A 21,212-nucleotide genomic window follows, 5' to 3' on the forward strand; every position below is an offset into this window, starting at 1 on the left:
GGCATCAGCGGACTCGGGCACTCAACTCCCCCAACCGCCTTCGGAAATGTGCCTGGCATACACCGCCAGTACGATGCGCTCCGAGTGCACCAAGTATTCGTTGAGCGCCGCCGCTGCCTCAACAAAGTTGCCGGCCACGGCCAATTCGACGATCTTCACGTTCATCTCGACGTAGGGCGCGTGCAGGAACTCGGCGTCGCGCAGGAAGCCGAAGGCCAGCCGCAGTTCGGCCAGCACCGGCGCGAACATCTGGGTGAGCCGTTCGCTGTCGGCCAGCTCCACGATGGCCATGTGAAATGCCATGTTGGCGGTGCCCACGCCGACCCAGTCGCCGCTGGTCCGGCATTGCAATTGCGTCTCCACCGCCTCGCGCATCTTCTTGCGGGCCGGATGGCGCGGGTAGGCCTGCGACAAGGCCTGGCATTCGATCAGCCGGCGCACCCGGTAGATGTCGATGATCGACGCGATGCTGGGGATGGCTACAAAGACACCGCGATTGGGCGCATGCTTGACCAGGCCGTCCTTTGTCAGCATGCGGAACACCTCGCGCAAGGTGTTGCGCGAAATGCCCAGGCTCTCGCTCAGCGTCTGTTCCGACAAGCGCTGGCCAGGCAGGAACTCGCCCTGCGTGATCTTCTGGCGCACCTGTTCGGCCATGCGTTCGGCCAGCGTCCGGGCAGCGGGGGAGGGGGTGTCTGGCGGATTCATCGGAACAGGTTTGTAACAGACGACACGGATGATTGTTCAACAGCGCTCGGGTATTTCCCTAGAAATTTGCGCCCGCCGAGTCTTCCAATTTTCATAGATTGTTCAACAATACGTCCAGTTTGAATCAATCATTAATTGCGATAGTTGAGCCATCCACCCTTTCGCTGTCACACCCCACAAGCCAAAACTGGAGCCTTCGATGACCTCTTCTTCCTTGCGTGTTCTCGCCGTTACCGCAATGTTCCTCGCCGGCACCCAGCCGGCTTGGTCCGCCGACTATCCGACCAAGGCGATCAAGATCGTCGTGCCGTATGCGGCCGGTGGTTCCACCGACACCCTGGCCCGGGTGGTCGCGGAGAAACTGGGCAAGCGCCTGGGGCAGGCCGTGGTGGTCGACAACAAGCCGGGCGCCAGCGAGCAGATCGCCATCACCAGCGTCACCAAGGCCGCGCCCGACGGCTACACGCTGCTGCTGTCCACGCTCAGCGGCCTGGCGGTCAATCCGGGCCTCTACGGCTCGCGCATCCAATACAACCCGCAGAAGGACCTCGCGCCCATCGTGCTGGCGGCCACCGTGCCCAGCGTGGTCGTCGTGCACCCGTCGGTGCCGGCCAAGAACATGAAGGAACTGGGCGCCTACCTGAAGAGCAAGCCGGGTGAGGTCAGCTATGCATCGGCCGGCGCCGGCACGCCCAGCCACCTCGGTATGGAGTACTACAAGAAGCAGAACGGCTTCGATCCAGTCCATGTCCCCTACAAGGGTGGTGCTCCGGCGCTGAACGAGGTGATGGGCGGGCAGGTGCAGCTGATGATGGCCTTGGTACCCGAGGCGATGCCCATGGTCAAGGGCGGCCGCCTGCGCGCGCTGGCCGTGACCACCACCAAGCGCCTTTCCACCTACCCCGACCTGCCGACCGTGTCGGAGTCCGGCGGCAAGGACTTCGACATGACCTTCTGGTACGCCTTCATGGCGCCCGCCGGCACGCCCCCGGAAATCGTGACCAAGCTGAACCAAGAGATCGACGGCATCCTGGCCGAGAAGGACGTCAAGGCCAAGCTCGACGAGATGAACCTCGACGTGGTCGGCGGCGCACCGTCCAAGGTCACCGACCTGATCAAGACCGACTCCGCCAAGTGGAAGAAGGTCATTGACGACGCCAACATCAAGGTCGATTGAGGAAGGTGTAGATCCTTCTGCTGCGACCTCCGATTTCGGGGCTGCAGTGTTGGCTCCGGCGCGACAAGCGCCACGCGCAGTTGCCAGCCTTTGCCGCAACTTCGTTGTCATCGCACGAGAGTGCGGTTCCCCGTCGCAGACCCGACCTTGGCGCCCTCGCTGCGAAATCTTCACGCCTTTCAACCCCTCAACGGCAAGGACTGACATGGACCTCAACAGCGATCTCGGCGAGAGCCTGGGTGCCTGGCGCATGGGCGACGACGACGCCATGCTCGGCATCGTCAGCAGCGCCAATGTGGCCTGCGGCTTTCATGCCGGCGACGCCGCCGGCATCCTGCGCACCTTGCGGGCCGCGGCCCGGCAGGGCGTGACGGTGGGCGCGCATGTGGCCTACCCCGACCTGGCCGGCTTTGGCCGACGCAACATGGACGTGGCCAGCGCCGACCTGGTGGCCGATGTGATCTACCAGATCGGTGCGCTCAAGGGCTTGGCCAAGGTCGCGGGCACGACGGTGCGCTATGTCAAGCCGCACGGCGCGCTGTACAACACCATCGCGCATGACGAGCGGCAGGCGCGGGACGTGATCGAGGCCATTCGCGCCATCGATGACAGCCTGTACCTCGTCGGGCTGGCCGGCTCGCCGCTGCTGCAGTGGGCGAGGGAAAGCGGCCTGCGCACCGTGGCCGAGGCCTTTGCCGACCGCGCTTACACGCCGCAGGGCACCCTGGTCTCGCGCCGCGAGAAGGGCGCCGTTCTGCACGACGCGGGCGAGGTGGCGGCGCGCATGCTGCGCCTGGCGACCGAAGGCGTGGTCCAGGCCATCGACGGCAGCACGGTGCGCATCGAGGCCGATTCGATCTGCGTGCATGGCGACAGCCCCGGCGCGATCGAGATGGCGCGGGAAGTACGCGCGCTGTTCGAGCGCTCGGGCGTGACGGTGAAGTCCTTTGTCGACGCAGTGCCCGATGGGGCGCGTCGATGATGCGCTTCCTGCCCGTCAATCTCGATGCCCTGCTGGTCGAACTCGACGACCTCCCGCAGACCCTGGCACTGCTGGCCTCGCTGCAGGCCGAACCCATCGCCGGCATCGAGGAACTGGTGCCGGCCGCGCGCACGCTGCTGGTCCGCTACCGTCCTGCCAAGGTGTCGCATGCCGCGCTGGTCGAGCGCATCGGCGCACGAAGCCTCGGCGCACGCGTCGAGCGCGCCGCCACACTGATCGAGATCCCGGTCGACTACAGCGGCGAAGACCTCGACGAAGTGGCCGGCATGCTCGGCATCCCGCGCGAGGAAGTGATCCGCCGCCACACCGCCAGCGAGTACACGGTCGCCTTCACCGGCTTCGCGCCGGGCTTCGCGTATATGAGCGGCGGCGATCCGCTTCTTAACGCGCCACGCCGCACCACGCCGCGCACGCGTATCCCGGCCGGTGCCGTCGGGCTGGCCGGGCCATTCAGCGGCGTCTATCCGCAGGCCAGCCCCGGCGGCTGGCAGATCATTGGCGTGACGGACCTGCCGATGTGGGACCTGGGGCGCGAAGTCCCTGCCTTGCTGCAGCCGGGCTTCCAGGTGCGCTTTGTCGACAGGGCGGTGCGGCCTGCAATGCCGCTGCCGGCATCGGCGGCGCGGCAAGTCGCGGCGCGCGTCGCCGACGAGTCGAGCGGAGGCTCCGCGCTGGAAATTCGCAGCACCGGCCTGCAGGCCCTGTTCCAGGACACCGGCCGCCATGGCCAGGCCGGGCAGGGCGTGTCGGCATCCGGCGCGATCGACCAGGGCGCATTGCGCGCGGCCAACCGACTGGTCGGCAATGCCAGTGATGCGGCGTGCATCGAGATCGTCGACGGTGGCTTCCATTTCGTCTGTCGCGGCGAGGCCGTCGTCGCCTTCACCGGTGCTGACGCACCCATCGACATCACCACGGCCGGCGGTACGCGCTGGTCCGCCGCGGGCTACCAGGCGATCGCGCTGTCCGACGGCGACAGCGTCCTGCTCGGCCAGCCACGCGCAGGCATGCGCTCGTACCTCGCGGTGCGTGGCGGTTTCGCCATCGCGCCGGTGCTCGGCAGTTGCGCCACCGACACGCTGGCCCGCGTCGGCCCCGCACCCATCGCGGCCGGCGACCTGCTGCCGGTGCGTCCGGTGGCGCGCGGCGCCATCGTGGGCGCGCCGGAGCAGCCACCCGCCGACCTCCCGACCATGGAAAACATCGTCACGCTTGACGTGGTGATGGGCCCCCGCACCGACTGGTTCACGCCCGAGGCGGTGGCGCTGCTGGCCAGCCAAGTGTGGCGAGTCACGCCGCAATCCAACCGCGTTGGCCTGCGCCTGGCCGGCGACCAGCCTCTGTTACGCGCCAACACGGCCGAACTCCCGAGCGAAGGCACATCCCTGGGCGCCCTGCAGGTGCCCCCCAGCGGCCAGCCCGTGCTGTTCCTCGCCGACCACCCGCTGACCGGCGGCTACCCGGTGATCGGTGCCGTCGCCACGTATCACCTCGACCGCGCGGGCCAGATCCCCATCGGCGCCAGCGTGCGCTTCAACCCCATCCACCCATTCGCTGCCTCATGAAAAAAGTCCTGATTGCCAACCGCGGCGAAATCGCCGTGCGCATCGCGCGCGCCTGCGCCGACTACGGCGTGAAGTCCGTCGCCGTCTATGCCGACGCCGACCTCGACGCGTTGCACGTCCGCATGGCCGACGAGGCCTATGGCCTGGACGGCCAGCGCCCCGCCGACACCTACCTGCGCATCGACAAGCTGCTGGCCATCGCCGAACGCAGCGGTGCCGACGCGGTGCATCCGGGCTACGGCTTCTTGTCGGAGAACGCGGGCTTCGCGCGCGCCGTCCTCGCCGCAGGCCTGCGCTGGATCGGCCCGCCGCCGGACGCCATCGACGCATTGGGCGACAAGGTGCAGGCGCGCAAGATCGCGATGGAAGTGGGCGCGCCGCTGGTCGCCGGCACGCCCGGGCCGGTGGACACCGCGTCGGAAGTGCTCGCCTTCGCTGAACAGCACGGCTTGCCGATCGCCATCAAGGCCGCCTTCGGTGGCGGCGGACGCGGCCTCAAGGTGGCCTGGCGCATGGACGAGGTGGCGGACCTGTACGAGTCGGCGGTGCGCGAGGCAGTCACGGCTTTCGGCCGCGGCGAGTGCTACGTCGAGCAGTTCCTCGACCGCCCCCGCCACATCGAGGCGCAGGTTATTGCCGACACCCACGGCCAGGTGGTCGTGCTCGGCACGCGCGACTGCTCGCTGCAGCGGCGCAACCAGAAGCTGGTCGAGGAGGCGCCCGCGCCCTTCCTGACCGATGCGCAGCGCGAGCGCATCCATACCTCGGCGCGTGACATCTGCGCCAAGGCCGGCTATGTCGGCGCCGGCACGGTGGAATTCCTGCTGAGCCCCTCTGGCACGATCTCCTTCCTCGAAGTCAACACCCGCCTGCAGGTCGAGCACCCGGTCACGGAGGAAACTTCCGGCATCGACCTGGTGGTCGAGCAACTGCGCGTGGCCGACGGCCTACCGCTGTCGATTGTCGAGACGCCTGTGCCGCGCGGCCATGCCTTCGAATTCCGCATCAACGCCGAGGATGTTGGCCGTGGCTTCCTGCCAACGCCCGGCCCGGTCCGCCTGTTCGAGCCGCCCTCGGGCCCTGGCGTGCGCGTGGACACCGGCGTGCTGTCCGGCTCCACGGTCCCCGGCACCTTCGATTCGCTGATGGCCAAGCTCATCGTCACTGGCGCCACCCGCGCCCAGGCCATCGCCCGTGCGCGCCGCGCGCTCGCCGAGTTCCGCATCGAGGGCGTGGCCTCGGTGTTGCCCTTCCATCGTGCCGTGATGGCGCAGGAGGACTTCACCTCGACCGACAGCTTCCGCGTCCACACCCGCTGGATCGAGACCGACTTCGCCAACACCCTGACCGCCGCCGTCCGCCCCGAGGCGCCCGCATCTGAAGTGCCCCTGGTCCGTACCGCCATCGAGATCGACGGCCGCCGCATGGCACTCGCGCTTCCACCCGAACTCCTGCGCGGCCTCCAATCCGCGTCAGGCAGCGCCGCACCGGCAGCAACGACGCAAGCGCCGGCCGATGCCGACCCCGCCACAGTCGCCGCCCCCATCGCCGGCACGCTCCAGTCCTGGAAGGTCGCCGATGGCGACACCGTCGCCCAAGGCGACCTCATTGCCACGATGGAAGCCATGAAGATGGAAATGCAGGTCACCGCCCATCGCGCTGGCCGTATCACGCTGAAGGCGGCGCCGGGCGCGTACTTGCCAGCGGGTTCGCCGGTCGCCGACATCGGCTGATCCCTGGAAGAAGCAACTGACCGCGCCGAGGCTTCGCACCTCAGGCGCGTCGGACGTCAATGACGGTGCCCTCGGGCGCACGCAACCGTCATCCGGATCCAATGGAAGTTCTTGGGATTCCTTTCGCGACCTTCGCGTAACCTTCGCGTCCTCTGCGTACGCATGTCCGATCCCGACCCCGAATTCGGGTAGATCCAGCGCCACCCACCGCAACGACCCCGTAGAAACGAAAAAAGCTCCTTTCGGAGCCTTTCATGTATGCGAGGGCAAGCCTCAGACGCGCTTGCGGTACTCGCCCGTGCGCGTGTCGATTTCGATGCGGTCGCCTTGCGCCACGAACAGCGGCACGCCCACTTCGAAACCGGTCGAGATCTTGGCCGGCTTCATGACCTTGCCCGAGGTGTCGCCCTTGACGGCAGGTTCGGTCCAGGTGATTTCGCGTTCGACGCTGGTCGGCAGTTCGACCGAGATGGCCTTGCCGTCGTAGAACACCACTTCGACCGGCATGCCGTCGTCGAGGTAGTTCAGCGCGTCGCCCATGTTCTCGGCTTCGACTTCGTACTGGTTGTATTCGGCGTCCATGCAGACGTACATCGGGTCGGCGAAGTAGGAGTAGGTGCACTCCTTCTTGTCGAGCACGATCTGGTCGATCTTGTCGTCGGCCTTGAACACGACTTCGGTGTTGAAGTTGGCGATCAGGCTCTTGAGCTTCATGCGCACGGTGGCGGAGTTGCGGCCGCCGCGGCTGTATTCGGTCTTGAGGACGACCATCGGGTCCTTGCCATGCATGATGACGTTGCCAGCGCGGATTTCTTGAGCGATTTTCATATCAGGGTCTCTGGATGTTGGGCCGCTCGGAGCGACTGCAGACGGAGGGCCTGAAGCTGCATGTTTCCCGCGGCGGGTTCAGCGAAAGGGGTGCGGGACCAGATGGAAGCCCGGCCCGAATTTCGCAAAGCCCGCAATTTTAGCTTTTTTGCGAAATCAGGCCGCGCAACTGTGTCACCAGATCGTTCTGTTGCAACAGCCGGTCGCGCGCGGACTGCGCATTGATGCGCCATTCCGCCAGCGTCGCGCGGTCGAGCGAAGGCAGGGCGCCGGCCTCGAATCCGTTCCAGACTTGGTGGCCGTGGCGCAGCGAGGCTGGGGCGCCCAGCCAGTCCAGGAAGGCCGCCAGCTTGACGTGGTGCGCATCGTCGTCCTGGGGATAGATCTGCCAGACCATCGGTGCGCCGGCCCAGATGGCCCGCACGAAGGAGTCTTCGCCCCTGACGAAATTGAGGTCGCAGGCCCACAGCAGGTGGTCGAAGTCCGGCTGCGCAAGATGGGGGAGGCAGGAGATCGACAGCGCGCCGGACCGTTCCACGCCCGTGCCGGCAATCGCCTGGACGGCGCGCGCCGCACGGCCGGGCGTGACCAGCAGCCGCGCCGGTGCCGGCCCGGCCGCGAGCTGGGCCAGCAGGTCCGCCAGCGCCGGCGGCTCATAGCAAAACAGCGAAACCAGCCGCTCGCCCTGCCAATCGATCCCCTGCGCGCCCAGCCAGGCGGTGCGGTCGAAGGCTTCCTGGCGCGCCGACAGGTCCGGCTCGCGCAGCAGGCCGCCCGTGGCAGTCGTGAAGCCCGGATAGTAAAAGCGCTTCGACAGCCCTTCGCCCGGCCCCCGGAACACGGGGGAGGGCAAGCCGTGCAGCCGTTCCACATAAGGCTCGGCCGACAGGTACTCGAGGTTGATCCAGGGCCGCGGCGGCCGGCCATCCGAGGCGGCCTCCGCGAAGCACGCGATCAGCTCAGGCGCCGGATCGCAGCCGAAAGCCTCGATCAGCACATCCGGCGCCGGCCCCTTCGCGGCCTCCAGCACGGCCGCCGGCGCGCGCCAGTCGACCACCTGCACCCCGACATGCCCCGCCGGCGCCATCCACTCCAGCGCCGCGCCATCGTCCACCCAGAGCCGCACGCCGTCGCCCTGCGCCGCCAGCTGGCAGGCCAGCCGCCAGCACACCCCCAGGTCGCCATGGTTGTCGATGACTTTGCAGAAGATGTCCCAGCGCATCATGGCGATTGTGCGGCCCCGGGCAGAGGGCTCAGGGCATCGACCCCAGCACGATCCCCTCACGCCGTGGGTCCGCGCCGCCCGTCAGCACCGTAGCGCCGTCCACCTTCCTGCGAATGATGGTCGAAATGCCGCTGCTCTGCGCGGCGGTCGACACCGTATGGCCGAGCGCCCGCAGCCCGGTGATCAGCGGATCGTTGTTGCCGCCGTTGGACGTGTCGATGGCCGGATGCTCGCCGCCGACGTTGGTAGTCGGGCTGTTGGCTGCACCGAAGTCCACCATCGACGTCGCCTGTTGCGCATCGAGCCCCCAGTCCAGCGCGCCCACCGTGGTCTTGACGACGTACTGGATGATCGTGCCGCCGCCCGGCGATCCGGTGGCCATCAGGAAGTCGCCCGTGTCGCTGCCCTTGAACACCAGCACCGGTGCCATCGTGCTGCGTGGCCGCTTGCCCGGCGCCACGCGGTTGGCCACCGGTACGCCGTCGGCATCGACCGGCGATGCGCTGAAGTCGGTCAACTGGTTGTTCAGCATGATGCCGCGCGCCATGTGATACGAGCCGAGCGTCGACTCGACCGTCGTCGTCATCGTCACCACGTTGCCTTCCTTGTCGACGATGGAGATGTGCGTCGTGCCTTGCTCCACCGTCTTGTCGATGCCCAGCGGCGGCGCGCCGAAGTCGCCGGCGGCGGCCGTGCCCATGCTCTTGTCGAGGCTGATCAGGGCGGCGCGCGAGCTGAGGTAGTTCTTGTTCAGCAGCGTGTCGGGGCTGCCGCCGGGCAGTGGCACGAAGTCGGTGTCGGCCACGTACTTGTCGCGGTCGGCATAGGCCAGGCGCTCGGCCTCGCTCACCAGGTGCACGCCCATCACGGCGGGCTTGCCGCCCTCCAGGTTGATGTTGGTCGGCGGATAGTTGCCGAGCTGGAAATTCTCCAGGATGCCGAGCGTGGACAGCACGCCGATGCCTCCCGACGACGGCGGCGACATGCTGCAGACGTTGTACGTGCGGTAGGTCGCGCACACCGGGTCGCGCCGCTTGGGCTGGTAGCTCGCCAGGTCGGCCAGCGTGGTCTTGCCCGGCGTGATGACCGAGCCGTCGGCGCCTTGGGTCGCCTGGATCTTGGCCACGATGTCCGCCGCGATCGGGCCGGTGTAGAGCGCATCGGCGCCCTTGCTGGCCAGCGCTTTCAGCACGTCGGCATAGGCCGGGTTGGTCAATGTGGTGCCGAGGGGCTTGGGATTGCCGGCGGCGTCGAGGAAGTAGGCGGCAGCCTCGGCGTCGCGCTTCAGGTTGGGTGCCGAGAGCGCGATGGCCGCGGCCATGCGCCCGCCGATCTTGAAGCCGTTGGTCGCGAGATCCGTGCCTTCGCCGAACAGGTCCTTCCAGGGCAACTTGCCGTGGTCGCCATGCGCGAGCGCGAGCATCCGCATCACGCCCGGCGTGCCGATCGAACGGCCGCTGGCTCGGGCATTGGGCAAGGGCGCCGTCTGGTCCGAGGTGTCGTCGACGTAGCGCAGGTAGTTGCCGGTGGCGGCGGCGGGCGCGGTCTCGCGGCCGTCATAGGCCTGGACCTTCTTCGTCCTGGCGTCGTAGTGCAACAGGAAGGCGCCGCCGGCCAGGCTGCTCGATTGCGGCTCGACCAGGCCCAGCACCGCTTGCACCGCGATGGCCGCGTCCATCGCGCTGCCGCCGGCCTTGAGCACATTGCATCCGGCACGGGTGGCCAGCGGATGGTTGGCCACCACCATGTAGCTCTTGGCCGTGACCACCTTGCGCCCGGTGATGTAGCCGGAAGCAGGTTCCGGCAGGGCGGGGTCGCCGGCCAGGCCGGATCCGACCGTGACCGCGGCGCCCGATGCGCTGGTGGCCTCGCAACTGCTGTCCACCGCCGCGGGCGGCTGCGGCGTGATGGGGAAGTAGTAGCCGTGGTTGGAGTCCCCGCCGCAGCCGGCGAGAACGAAGGACAAGGCGACCGGTGTAGCAAGCCACCAGCGATGTTGGGTTTTCATGAGGCAATCCATCTTTGTTTTAACGACGCCGCGGCGCGTTGCACCGTGGCCCTCCCGCGTACCGCACGGGGCGTGCGGCAGCCGGAACATCCTGCTTCAGAAAATGCCGTGAGACAAGGCCGACACTACCGATGCGCAGTAGGTCCCGAGCATCGCCGGGCCGCCCCCACGGTGCGAGGACCCTCGGGGACAGCGAGAAAAAGCCAGTGCCGAGCGGTGGGAGCACCCTGATCCTGTTTGCAGGCCAAGCCACAATATCCGCCATGTCAGACGTGCATTCCGATCAACTCCTCAGCGAAGTCGCGGCCTTGCCGCAATTGCCAGGCGTCTACCGCTACTTCGATGCGGCCGGCGCGGTGCTCTATGTGGGCAAGGCGCGCAACCTGAAGAAGCGCGTGGCCAACTACTTCCAGAAGAGCCACGGCGGCACGCGCATCGGCCACATGATCAGCAAGATCGCGCGCATGGAGACGACCGTGGTGCGCTCCGAGGCCGAGGCGTTGCTGCTCGAGAACAACCTCATTAAGACGCTCAAGCCCAAATACAACATCCTGTTCCGGGACGACAAGAGCTACCCCTACCTGAAGATCGCCTCGCACACCTACCCGCGCCTGGCCTACTACCGCGGCGCGACCGACCGCAAGCATCGCTACTTCGGCCCCTACCCGAGCGCCTGGGCGGTGAAGGAGTCGATCCAGTTGCTGCAGAAGGTGTTCAAGCTGCGCACCTGCGAGGACACCGTCTATGCCAACCGCACCCGGCCCTGCCTGCTCTACCAGATCAAGCGCTGCACCGGCCCCTGCGTGGGCTACATCACGCCCGAGGCCTATGCGCAGGACGTGGCCAATGCCGAATCCTTCTTGATGGGCGACACGCAAGCCGTGCTCGGCCAACTGGAAGCCCGCATGACCGCGCATGCCGAGAAGCTCGAATTCGAACAGGCGGCCGAACTGCGCAACCAGATGGCGGCCATCTCGCGCGTGCTGCACCAGCAGTCGATCGAGATCGCATCGGACAAGGACGTCGACATCCTGGCCGTCAAGGTGCAGGGCGGCAAGGCCTGCGTCAACCTGGCGATGGTGCGCGGCGGCCGGCACCTCGGCGACCGTGCCTACTTTCCGGTGCACGTGGAAGACGCGTCGCTGGTCCACCCCGACGAGCTGGACGAAGGCAGCACGCCCGCCGTGCTCGACTCTGTCGAGGTCCAGGTGCTCGAGGCCTTCATCGCCCAGCACTACATCGACGTGCCCGTGCCCGCCACGCTGGTGCTCAGCGAACAGGTGAGCCGCGCGCTCATCGAGGCGGTGTCGCAGCAGGCCGGCGTGCGCGTCACGGCCGTGTTCCAGCCGCGCGAGCAGCGCCGCCATTGGCTGGAGATGGCGCAGACCAATGCGGGCCTGCAGCTGGCCCGCCTGCTGGCGGAAGAGGGCTCGCAGCAGGCCCGCACACGTTCGTTGGTGGACGCGCTGGAACTCGCGCCAGACGACCTCGACGCCCTGCGCATCGAATGCTTCGACATCTCGCACACGGCCGGCGAGGCCACGCAGGCCTCTTGCGTGGTGTTCGAGAAGCATGCGATGCAGAACCGCGAATACCGCCGCTTCAACATCGAAGGCATCACGCCCGGCGACGACTATGCCGCCATGCGCCAGGTGCTGACGCGCCGCTACGGCCGCCTCGCCGAAACCATGGCCGCCGAGACCGACGCCCCCACGCCCGGTGACGGCGGCGGCGCTGACGCACCCGCCGGCACCAAGGCTGCGCGCATGCCCGACCTAGTGCTGGTCGACGGCGGCAAGGGCCAGGTCTCGATGGCGCGCGAAGTCTTCAGCGAGCTGGGCCTGCCACTGTCGTTGATCGTCGGTGTCGAGAAGGGCGAGGGCCGCAAGGTCGGTCTGGAAGAACTCGTGTTCGCCGATGGCCGCGAAAAGGTCTACCTCGGCCGCGACTCCGCCGCCCTCATGCTGGTCGCCCAGATCCGCGACGAGGCGCACCGCTTCGCCATCACCGGCATGCGGGCCCGGCGCGCCAAGGTCCGCGTGGGCGGCAGTCAGTTGGAAGACATTCCCGGCATCGGCCCCAAGCGGCGCGCCCGCTTGCTACAACGCTTCGGCGGAATCCGCGGCGTTGCAGCAGCCAGCGTCGAGGACATCGCATCGGTCGAAGGCATTGCCCTGGACCTTGCGGAAGACATCTACAGGGCCCTTCACTAGTCCAGCCCCAAGGCCACGCTAATGCGATCCTCGCTGGTGGCGTGAACAGCCTCCAATCCAAGTCACAATCAAGCGCTATGTTCTGGACCCTGCCAACCATCATGACCTGGACGCGCATCGTCGCGATTCCCCTGATTGTCGGTGTGTTCTACCTGCCCATTGCCGAGCCGATGCGCAACCTCATGGCCACGGTGATGTTCGTCGTCTTCGCCGCGACCGACTGGCTCGACGGCTACCTGGCCCGCAAGCTCAACCAGACCTCCTCCTTCGGCGCCTTCCTCGATCCGGTGGCGGACAAGTTCCTGGTCTGCGCCTCCTTGCTGGTGCTGGTGCACCTGCAGCGCGCCGACGTCTTCGTGGCACTCATCATCATCGGCCGCGAGATCGCGATCTCGGCGCTGCGCGAATGGATGGCCCAGATCGGAGCGAGCAAGAGCGTGGCCGTGCACATGGTCGGCAAGGTCAAGACGGTGGTGCAGATGGTGGCGATTCCGTTCCTCCTCTACCACGGCGTCCTGTTCGGCGTGATCAACACGAACTGGTGGGGACAAGTCCTGATCTGGATCTCCGCCGTGCTCACCGTCTGGTCGATGGTCTATTACCTGCAGAAGGCGCTGCCCGAAATCCGGGCCCGCGCCAAATGACGGCCGGAGGTCGCGACACCGCCTGGCTTCGCATGATGCCGGCGGTCTTCGTGCTGATCTGGAGCACCGGCTTCATCGTGGCGCGCTATGGCATGCCCTATGCGCCGCCGCTCAAGTTCCTGGCGGTTCGCTACGCCTTCTCGGTGCTCTGCTTCGGGTTGTGGATTGCCGTCGCGCGGGTCGCATGGCCGCAGAAGCGGGAACAGTGGCTTCACCTCATGGTCACCGGCATCCTGATGCAGGCAGGCTACCTGGGCGGCGTTTGGGCCGCGGTCAAGGCCGGCATGGGCTCAGGGCTCATCGCCTTGCTGGTCGGCATCCAGCCCGTGCTGACGGCCGTGTGGCTGTCGCTCAATGGCGGGGCCATCACCAGGCGCCAATGGGCCGGACTGCTGCTCGGCTTCGCGGGCCTGGTGCTGGTGGTGTCGCGCAAGCTGGGGCAGGGCGGCGAGGTCACCATCGTCAGCATGAGCCTGGCCATTCTGGCGCTGCTGTCGATCACGGCCGGCACGCTCTACCAGAAGCGCTTCGTCGAACCTTGCGATGTGCGCAGCGCCAGCGCGGTGCAGCTTGCAGCGGCACTTGTCGTGACCTTGCCATTCGCACTGCTTGAAAGCGATGCCATCGTCTGGAATGCGGCGGTGATGGGTTCGCTAGCATGGTCGGTCCTGGCGCTGTCGCTGGGAGGCAGCTCGCTGCTCTACATGCTGATCCAGCGCGGCACCGCGACAGCGGTGACCAGCCTGCTGTACCTGGTGCCGCCGACCACCGCGGTCATGGCCTGGCTGCTGTTCGATGAACCCATCACCCTGACGACCCTGGCCGGCATCGCGATGACGGCCGTTGGCGTCAGCCTGGTGGTGCGCGGGGACGGCGCGCCGGCTTAGCGCCGCGACGTGCGGCCTTCACCCCGGCCGCCGGCTCGACCCTCCACGGCTCGGCACGAAACGCCTCTGCCAGGAAGTCGATCAGCAGACGCACGCGGCGCGGCGTCTTCGGGCGCCACGGCGCGATCCAGTGAATGTCCGCGTCGGGCATCGCATACTGCGGGAGCACCTGCACCAGTTCGCCCGAGGCCAGTTGCGGCGCAATGTCCCAGAGGCTGCGCAGCATGATCCCGCGCCCCTCCAGGCACCAGTCGCGCACCATCTCGCCCGAGTTGCTGGCGAGTGTGCCGCGCACGCGAACGCGCTCCGTGCTGCCGTCGCGCGAATGCTTCAAGGTCCAGAGATCGACCGGCCGTTGCAGGGCATTGGCGTTCTCACGCGTCACCAGGCATTCGTGTTCCGCCAGCGCCTGCATGTCGGCTGGCGACCCGCGCCGGTCCAGATACCGAGGCGCCGCGGCCAGCACGCGCTGGTTGCGCGCGATGCGACGCGCCACCCAATCGCTCGCGTGCCGGCTCTGCACGCTCCACAGCCACACAGCGCCGTCATACCCTTCGGCCCCCAGGTCGGGCAGTTGCTCGGTCAGGTGAAGATCGATCCGCAACCCCGGATGCTTCGCCTGGAATGCCGCAACCGCAGGGCCGACCCAAAGCCGCCCGAAGCCAAACGTCGCCACCAGCCGCAAGGAGCCGCTCAACGCGTTCTGCCGCTCCGACAGTTCCGTTTCCAGCGCGGCGAAACCCTCCAGCAGGCCATCGGCCCGCAAGCAAAGCGCCTCGCCCTCGGCCGTCAGGCTCAGTCGCCGCGTCGTGCGCTCGAACATGCGCTGGCCCAGTCGCGCCTCCAGCGCACCCAGCCGCTTGGTCACGACCGAAGGCACCACGCCCAGCGCAAGCGCCGCCCCGGCCAGACTTCCTTGCGTGCGAATGCCCTGCATCAGTTCAAGATCGTCGCGATCGATTCGTGCCATTTGAGAAAGTATCGGTTCGCAGATTGTTGCTTGATGCGTGCTGGCGCGCAACGCACAATCTTCCTGTGCTCAATACATTCACCCCCTTCGATGTTCAACGCGGCCCGGTCCGCCTTCATGGCCGCATCGGCGGCCAAGGCGCACCGCTTCTGCTGTTGCACGGCCATCCCCAGACCCACGTGATCTGGCATCGCCTGGCCCCATTGCTCGCGCAGCGCTTCACGCTCGTCATGATGGACTTGCGCGGCTATGGCGACTCCAGCCGACCCATCGCCGACGCCGACCACGCTGCCTACAGCAAGCGCGAGATGGCGCTCGACGCGCTGGCCGTGATGCAGCACCACGGCTTCGATCGCTTCAGCGTGCTCGCACATGACCGCGGCGCGCGCGTGGCGCATCGGCTCGCCGTGGACCATGTGGACGCGGTCGATCGCATGTTGCTTCTCGACATCGCGCCCACACTGGCGATGTACCGCGACACCAGCGAGGCCTTCGCGCGTGCCTACTGGCACTGGTTCCTGCTGATCCAGCCGCCGCCCTTGCCCGAGGCGTTGATCGAGTCCGGGCCGGCACGTTATGTACGCAGTGTGATGGGCAGTCGTCACGCCGGCCTCGCGCCGTTCGCGCCCGAAGCGCTCGCCGAATACGAGCGTTGCGCCGCGATCGAAGGCACGGCCCATGCCATCTGCGAGGACTATCGCGCCTCCGCATCGATCGACCTCGAACACGACCGCGCCGACATCGCCGCAGGTCGATTGCTCACCCAACCCCTGCAGGTGCTGTGGGGCGAGCACGGTGCGGTCGGCCGCTGCTTCGACGTGCTGTCGTTGTGGCGTGAGCGCGCGCTCAATGTGTCCGGCCACGCGTTGCCGTGCGGCCACTACCTTCCCGAAGAGGCGCCGCAAGCCATTACCGACGCGGCCCTCGCATTCTTTCAATAACGATTCCTGGAGACCAAGAATGAGCACCCAACGCATCGCAGTCATCGCCGGCGACGGCATCGGCAAGGAAACCATGCCCGAGGGCATCCGCGTGCTCGACGCGGCCGCGCGCAAGTTCGGCATCGACCTGAAGTTCGATCACTTCGACTTCTCGAGTTGGGACTACTGCGAGAAGCACGGCAAGATGCTTCCCGACAACTGGAAGGACCAGATCGGCGGACACGATGCCATCCTGTTCGGCGCGGTCGGCTGGCCCGAGAAGATCCCGGACCACGTGTCGCTGTGGGGCTCGCTTCTGCTCTTCCGCCGCGAGTTCGACCAGTACATCAACCTGCGTCCCGCGCGCCTCATGCCCGGCATCACGGCACCCGTGGTCCGTCGCGACGGATCGCCGCGTCAACCCGGCGAGATTGACATGTACATCGTTCGCGAGAACACCGAGGGCGAGTACTCCAGCATCGGCGGGCGCATGTACGAAGGCACGCCTCGGGAGATCGTGATTCAGGAAACGGTCATGTCGCGCATCGGCGTCGATCGGGTGCTCAAGTTTGCATTCGAACTCGCCCAGTCGCGACCCAAGAAGCATTTGACAAGTGCAACCAAATCCAACGGCATCTCCATCACGATGCCGTACTGGGACGAGCGCGTTGCCGCCATGGCCAAGGACTATCCCGGCGTCGAACTGGACAAGTTCCACATCGACATCCTCACCGCGCATTTCGTGCAGCGCCCCGACTTCTTCGACGTCGTGGTCGCCAGCAATCTGTTCGGTGACATCCTGTCCGATCTCGGCCCCGCGTGCACCGGCACCATCGGCATCGCGCCCAGCGCCAACCTCAACCCGCAACGCACCACGCCCTCCCTGTTCGAACCCGTGCACGGCTCTGCCCCCGACATCGCCGGCAAGGGCATCGCCAATCCGATCGGGCAGATCTGGTGCGGCGCGATGATGCTCGAATTCCTCGGCCACAAGGACGCGCACGATGCGATCCTGGCTGCAATCGAGGCCGTGCTGGCCCCGCAAAGTGGCGCGCCACGCACGCCGGACATCGGTGGAACGGCAGGCACTATCGACCTTGGAAAGGCGATCGCCGAAGCGCTTTGAAAGCAGTTCGCGAAAGGCCTCTAAAATTGCGGGTGCCGTAGGTCCGCCCGGCGTGATGTCTTATTGACACTCCGGAGACCAGTGGCTTTAATCGTTGTCGGCAGTGCGCTGCCGACGCGCCGAAACTGTCTCCCTCCTTCTCGCACCGCGCAGCGCGGCACCACTGCGGGGTCGGTCATGCCATCGGCGATACCTGACAACTTTTTTCCGACAAGAGGCCCTTGTGAACAAGACCGAACTGATTGAGCACATCGCAAAGAATGCCGATATTTCCAAAGCAGCCGCTACCCGTGCACTCGAATCCACCATTGGCGCGATACGCACGACCTTGAAAAAGGGCAACTCCGTGTCCCTCGTGGGATTTGGTACTTTCGCTGTCGGCAAGCGTGCCGCGCGCACAGGTCGTAACCCGCGTACCGGCGCTGCGATTAAAATCAAGGCCGCCAAGATCCCCAAGTTCCGTCCCGGCAAGGCGCTGAAAGATGCGCTGAACTGAGACATCGTTTTCGGTGGGGTGCTTAGCTCAGCTGGTAGAGCGGCGCCCTTACAAGGCGTAGGTCGGGGGTTCGAGCCCCTCAGCACCCACCACCCGATGCAAAGGCGAACAGGTTGTTCGCCTTTTTTGTTGCCTGAGTTCGGGCCGCGTTCGATAGAGAGAGTGCTCAATGTTTGATTTCTTCCGCAAGCACAACAAGATCGTCATGGTGTTCTTGTTCTTGCTGATCATTCCGTCGTTCATCTGGTTCGGCGTCGGGGATCGCTACGACAAATCCAACCGTGGCGAGAAGGTTGCGAGCGTCGACGGCCACGACATCACGCGGCCCGAATGGGAGCAGCAGCACCGCGTGGAAGTCGATCGCATCCGCCAGCAGAATCCGAATGTCGATGTGGCCATGTTCGACACCGATGCGGCCAAGTACGCCACCCTCGAGCGCCTGGTGCGCGATCGGGTGCTGCAAGCCGCAGCGGCCAATACCCACATGACGGTCTCGGAAGACAAACTGGCCCGCGTGTTCGCGGCGGACCAGGGCCTGGCCATGTTCCGTGGTGCGGATGGCAAGTTCGACCGCGCCTTGTTCCAGCGCGCCACGCAGCAGACGCCCGAGCAATACGAAGCCTCGGTGCGCGCGGGCCTCGCCACGCAACAGGTGCTGGGAGGCGTTGCCGCTTCGGCCTTTGCCACCAAGGCGCAAGCCGATGCAACACTCAATGCGTTCTATGACCGCCGCGAAGTGCAGGTGGCCCGTTTCAATCCGACCGATTTCGCCAGCAAGGTCACGGTCAGCGACGCGGACCTGGATGCCTGGTACAAGGACCACAAGGCACAGTTCCAGGCACCGGAGCAGGCCGACGTCGAATACGTCGTGCTGGACCTGGATTCGGTCAAGAAGAACATCGCCGTCAGCGAAGCCGACCTCAAGACCTACTACGAGCAGAACAAGGCGCGCTTCGGCACCAAGGAAGAGCGCCGCGCCAGCCACATCCTGATTACCGCGCCGGCCAGTGCACCTGCCGCCGACCGCGAGAAGGCCAAGGCAAAGGCCGAACAGTTGCTGGCCGAAGTGAAGAAATCCCCCGCCAGCTTTGCCGACATCGCACGCAAGAATTCGCAGGACCCCGGCTCCGCCGAAAAGGGCGGGGACCTGGACTTCGTGAAGCGTGACGGCACGATGGTCAAGCCCTTCGAGGACGCGATGTTCTCGCTGAAGAAGGGCGAGATCAGCGGCCTGGTGGAAACCGAGTTCGGCTACCACATCATCGAGGTCACCGACATCAAACCGGAGACCACGCCTTCCTTCGAGCAGGTGCGGACGCGCATGGAGGACGAGGCCCGCGCGCAAATGGCGACGCAGGAATTCGCCAAGGCGGCCGAGTCGTTCACCGACATGGTCTTCCAGCAACCGGACAGCCTGCAACCGGTGGCGGACAAGTTCAAGCTCAAGATCCAGACGGCCACCGATGTCGCGCGCACGCCGCCGGCCACCCTGACGGGCCCCTTGGCCAACCGCAAGTTCCTCGATGCGCTGTACGCGGCGGATACGCGCGAACGCAAGCACAACACCGAAGCCGTCGAAGTCGGTCCCAGCCAGCTCGCATCCGGACGCATGACCAAGTACATGGCAGCGCGCACGCTCGAGTTTGCCGAGGTCAAGGACAAGGTGCGTACGGCGTTGATCGCCGAGCGTGCCGGCGCACTGGCCAAGGCCGAGGGCGAGGCCAAGCTCAAGGCGTGGCAAGCCGATGCGGCAGGCGCGAAGCTGACGGAGCCCGTGACGATCTCGCGGCTTGAACCGCAGTCGCTGCCAGCGCCGGTCGTGGAAGGTGCGTTGCGCGCCGACACGACCAAGCTGCCGGCCTGGGCCGGTGTCGACATCGGCGCGCAAGGCTATGTGGTGGTCCGCGTGAACAAGGTGGTGCCGCGCGAGGCGCCCAAGCCGGAGCAGGCGGCGCAAGAGATCGGACAGTTCTCGCAGATCGTTTCCAGCGCGGAGAGCAACGCCTACTATGAGTTGCTGAAGCAACGTTACAAGGCAGAAATCAGCGTTCCGAAGCCTGCGGCGGCAACACAGTAAATTTTGACGCTATAATTGAAGGCTCTTTGGTGGCTGTAGCTCAGCTGGTAGAGTCCCAGATTGTGATTCTGGTCGTCGTGGGTTCGAGTCCCATCAGCCACCCCAAAACATCCTGAAACGCGCCCGTCTGTCCGACGGGCGCGTTTTTTTGCGTCTGCCGGTTGGAAGCATTATTTTTTTGAATTAGAATTTTTTCTTTTCAAAATAGAGAAAGCAGGCCAAATGTCCTCTCTTGCCGATATCAATTCCCAGATCAAGAAGCACGACGAGCAGATCGCGCAATTGCGCAAGCAAGCCGAGGAGCTTCGCAACCAGGAGCGTGCCGCCGTCATCGAGGACGTGCGCGCGAAGATTGCGGAATACGGCCTGAGCGCTGCTGATCTGAAACTCGTGGCGCGTGGTGCTGCTGGCAAACGCGCTGGTGCAGCACCCGCAAAGGCCGCTGTCAAATACCGTGGTCCGAATGGCGAAGGTTGGTCGGGTGGCCGTGGCCGCAAGCCGCGTTGGGTGACCGAGGCCCTGGCAGCCGGCAAGTCGCTCTCCGATTTCGAAATCTGATCTCAGCACTGGCCTCAAAAGAAAAGCCCGCATCGCGGGCTTTTTCAATGGTGAGCCGCCATCGAACGGCGACGCGGGTTCGCTGCCTCAGTTGACCATCACCAGCTTGCCCTTGACGCCGCGTGACCCCATGTGGGCATAGGCGGCCTTCAGGTCTGCCATGGGCATCGTGCTGTCGATCACGGGCTTGATCTTGCCCTGGCCATACCATTGGGCCAATTCGGCCATCATCGCCGCATTGGCCTTGGGCTCCCTTTTGGCAAAGTCACCCCAGAACACGCCCACCAGCGATGCACCCTTGAGCAGCATCAAATTGAAGGGCAGCGCGGGAATGGGGCCCGATGCGAATCCGACCACCAAATAGCGGCCGCGCCACCCGATCGAGCGGAAAGCGGGCTCGGCAAAATCACCGCCCACCGGGTCGTAAATGACGTCGGGGCCTTTGCCATCGGTCGCGGCTTTGATGGCATCGCGGAAACCGTTCGGCAACGCATGTGTCGTGTAATTGATGGTGATATCCGCACCGATGGACTTGGAGAGTTCGCATTTCTCATCGGTCGACGCGGCCGCAATCACGCGGGCGCCGGCGGCCTTGGCAATCTGGATTGCAGCCGTGCCGACACCGCCGGCCGCGCCCAATATCAACACGGTCTCGCCGGCTTTGAGTTGGGCCCGGTCCATCAATGCATGCCACGACGTGGCATAGATCATGATGAAAGCGGCCGCATCCACATGCCCGAAGCCATCGGGCAAAGGCATGCAGAGCGCCGCGGGCGCCAGCGTATGCGTGCCGAAGCCGCCGGTGCCGGACAGGCAGGCCACGTTCTGGCCCACCTTGAGGTGAGTCACACCTTCACCGACTGCCTGTACGACGCCAGCGTATTCCGAGCCCGGCACGAAGGGCAACTGCGGCTTCATCTGGTACTTGTTCTGGACGATGAGCAGGTCCGGAAAGTTCAGGCTGGCGGCCTTGATCTCGATCAACACCTGGCCGGGGCCGGGTTGCGGTGTCGGAAGTTCCTTCCAGGTCAGCGCATCGACGCCAATCGGGTTTTCGCAAAGCCATGCGTGCAT

The 21,212-nt window shown here is 65.9% G+C and carries 18 protein-coding genes and 2 tRNA genes; 14 read left to right on the top strand and 6 right to left on the bottom strand.

The genetic code is table 11. The features are described from left to right. Positions 1 to 21: 21 nt before the first annotated feature. The gene (locus WKW82_RS24785) at positions 22 to 708 is read right to left on the bottom strand and encodes a GntR family transcriptional regulator (protein ID WP_340345032.1); all 687 of its coding nucleotides are present in this window, start codon (positions 706 to 708) and stop codon (positions 22 to 24) included. Between the two features lie 199 nt (positions 709 to 907). On the opposite strand from WKW82_RS24785, the gene WKW82_RS24790 reads away from it, so the two are divergent. The 4 genes from WKW82_RS24790 (at position 908) to WKW82_RS24805 (ending at position 6,186) form a co-directional block, all read left to right on the top strand. Continuing rightward, positions 908 to 1,885, top strand: a complete 978-nt coding sequence (locus tag WKW82_RS24790) for a Bug family tripartite tricarboxylate transporter substrate binding protein (RefSeq protein ID WP_340345033.1) — start codon at positions 908 to 910, stop codon at positions 1,883 to 1,885. 205 nt (positions 1,886 to 2,090) lie between these two features. Further along, positions 2,091 to 2,867 carry a LamB/YcsF family protein gene (locus WKW82_RS24795; protein WP_340345034.1) on the top strand — a complete coding sequence of 259 codons (777 nt, stop codon included), beginning with the start codon at positions 2,091 to 2,093 and terminating at the stop codon, positions 2,865 to 2,867. Further along, entirely contained in the window at positions 2,867 to 4,453 is a 1,587-nt protein-coding gene (locus WKW82_RS24800; protein WP_340345193.1) for a 5-oxoprolinase subunit B/C family protein, read from the top strand. Before WKW82_RS24795 ends, WKW82_RS24800 begins: the two co-directional genes overlap by 1 nt. After that, positions 4,450 to 6,186, top strand: a complete 1,737-nt coding sequence (locus WKW82_RS24805) for an acetyl/propionyl/methylcrotonyl-CoA carboxylase subunit alpha (protein ID WP_340345035.1) — start codon at positions 4,450 to 4,452, stop codon at positions 6,184 to 6,186. Before WKW82_RS24800 ends, WKW82_RS24805 begins: the two co-directional genes overlap by 4 nt. A 273-nt stretch (positions 6,187 to 6,459) precedes the next feature. Here WKW82_RS24805 and efp read toward each other — a convergent pair whose 3' ends face one another. The 3 genes from efp to WKW82_RS24820 all read right to left on the bottom strand — a co-directional run bounded on the left by efp (position 6,460) and on the right by WKW82_RS24820 (position 10,247). Continuing rightward, positions 6,460 to 7,014 carry an elongation factor P gene (gene efp, locus WKW82_RS24810; protein ID WP_340333947.1) on the bottom strand — a complete coding sequence of 185 codons (555 nt, stop codon included), beginning with the start codon at positions 7,012 to 7,014 and terminating at the stop codon, positions 6,460 to 6,462. A gap of 139 nt (positions 7,015 to 7,153) precedes the next feature. Continuing rightward, positions 7,154 to 8,236, bottom strand: a complete 1,083-nt coding sequence (earP, locus tag WKW82_RS24815; protein ID WP_340345194.1) for an elongation factor P maturation arginine rhamnosyltransferase EarP — start codon at positions 8,234 to 8,236, stop codon at positions 7,154 to 7,156. Positions 8,237 to 8,267: 31 nt separating this feature from the next. Beyond that, positions 8,268 to 10,247, bottom strand: a complete 1,980-nt coding sequence (locus WKW82_RS24820; RefSeq protein ID WP_340345036.1) for a gamma-glutamyltransferase family protein — start codon at positions 10,245 to 10,247, stop codon at positions 8,268 to 8,270. Positions 10,248 to 10,510: 263 nt separating this feature from the next. Here WKW82_RS24820 and uvrC point away from each other — a divergent pair, with 263 nt between their 5' ends. From uvrC to WKW82_RS24835, 3 genes are all read left to right on the top strand, one after another. Beyond that, complete coding sequence (gene uvrC / locus WKW82_RS24825; RefSeq protein WP_340345037.1) at positions 10,511 to 12,460, top strand: excinuclease ABC subunit UvrC; 1,950 nt, start codon at positions 10,511 to 10,513, stop codon at positions 12,458 to 12,460. A gap of 77 nt (positions 12,461 to 12,537) precedes the next feature. Then, a complete protein-coding gene (pgsA, locus tag WKW82_RS24830) occupies positions 12,538 to 13,104 on the top strand; it encodes a CDP-diacylglycerol--glycerol-3-phosphate 3-phosphatidyltransferase (RefSeq protein WP_340345038.1) in 567 nt (188 codons plus the stop codon). Then, entirely contained in the window at positions 13,101 to 13,991 is an 891-nt protein-coding gene (locus tag WKW82_RS24835) for a DMT family transporter (protein ID WP_340345039.1), read from the top strand. The genes pgsA and WKW82_RS24835 overlap by 4 nt, the downstream gene beginning before the upstream one ends. Here the strand turns inward: WKW82_RS24835 and WKW82_RS24840 are convergent. Next, positions 13,954 to 14,952 carry a LysR substrate-binding domain-containing protein gene (locus WKW82_RS24840; protein ID WP_340345195.1) on the bottom strand — a complete coding sequence of 333 codons (999 nt, stop codon included), beginning with the start codon at positions 14,950 to 14,952 and terminating at the stop codon, positions 13,954 to 13,956. The two genes, WKW82_RS24835 and WKW82_RS24840, sit on opposite strands and share 38 nt — an antisense overlap. A 74-nt stretch (positions 14,953 to 15,026) precedes the next feature. Here WKW82_RS24840 and WKW82_RS24845 point away from each other — a divergent pair, with 74 nt between their 5' ends. The 7 genes from WKW82_RS24845 (at position 15,027) to WKW82_RS24875 (ending at position 20,138) form a co-directional block, all read left to right on the top strand. Further along, a complete protein-coding gene (locus WKW82_RS24845; RefSeq protein ID WP_340345041.1) occupies positions 15,027 to 15,902 on the top strand; it encodes an alpha/beta fold hydrolase in 876 nt (291 codons plus the stop codon). A 19-nt stretch (positions 15,903 to 15,921) separates the two neighbouring features. Next, a complete protein-coding gene (locus WKW82_RS24850; RefSeq protein WP_340345043.1) occupies positions 15,922 to 17,007 on the top strand; it encodes a tartrate dehydrogenase in 1,086 nt (361 codons plus the stop codon). A gap of 223 nt (positions 17,008 to 17,230) precedes the next feature. Then, complete coding sequence (locus tag WKW82_RS24855) at positions 17,231 to 17,503, top strand: HU family DNA-binding protein (protein ID WP_068642416.1); 273 nt, start codon at positions 17,231 to 17,233, stop codon at positions 17,501 to 17,503. A 16-nt stretch (positions 17,504 to 17,519) separates the two neighbouring features. Next, positions 17,520 to 17,595 (top strand) — tRNA-Val (locus WKW82_RS24860). A 77-nt stretch (positions 17,596 to 17,672) separates the two neighbouring features. Continuing rightward, positions 17,673 to 19,580, top strand: a complete 1,908-nt coding sequence (locus WKW82_RS24865; protein WP_340345044.1) for a SurA N-terminal domain-containing protein — start codon at positions 17,673 to 17,675, stop codon at positions 19,578 to 19,580. A gap of 29 nt (positions 19,581 to 19,609) precedes the next feature. Further along, a tRNA-His gene (locus tag WKW82_RS24870) sits at positions 19,610 to 19,685 on the top strand. Positions 19,686 to 19,802: 117 nt separating this feature from the next. Further along, positions 19,803 to 20,138 (top strand): H-NS histone family protein, encoded by a 336-nt coding sequence (locus WKW82_RS24875; RefSeq protein WP_340345045.1) that lies wholly within the window; start codon positions 19,803 to 19,805, stop codon positions 20,136 to 20,138. A gap of 87 nt (positions 20,139 to 20,225) precedes the next feature. Here the strand turns inward: WKW82_RS24875 and WKW82_RS24880 are convergent, their stop codons facing one another. Next, positions 20,226 to 21,212 carry an NADPH:quinone oxidoreductase family protein gene (locus WKW82_RS24880; protein WP_340345046.1) on the bottom strand — a complete coding sequence of 329 codons (987 nt, stop codon included), beginning with the start codon at positions 21,210 to 21,212 and terminating at the stop codon, positions 20,226 to 20,228.

The sequence above is a fragment of the Variovorax rhizosphaerae genome (genome assembly GCF_037889975.1).
GTDB lineage: Bacteria > Pseudomonadota > Gammaproteobacteria > Burkholderiales > Burkholderiaceae_C > Variovorax > Variovorax rhizosphaerae.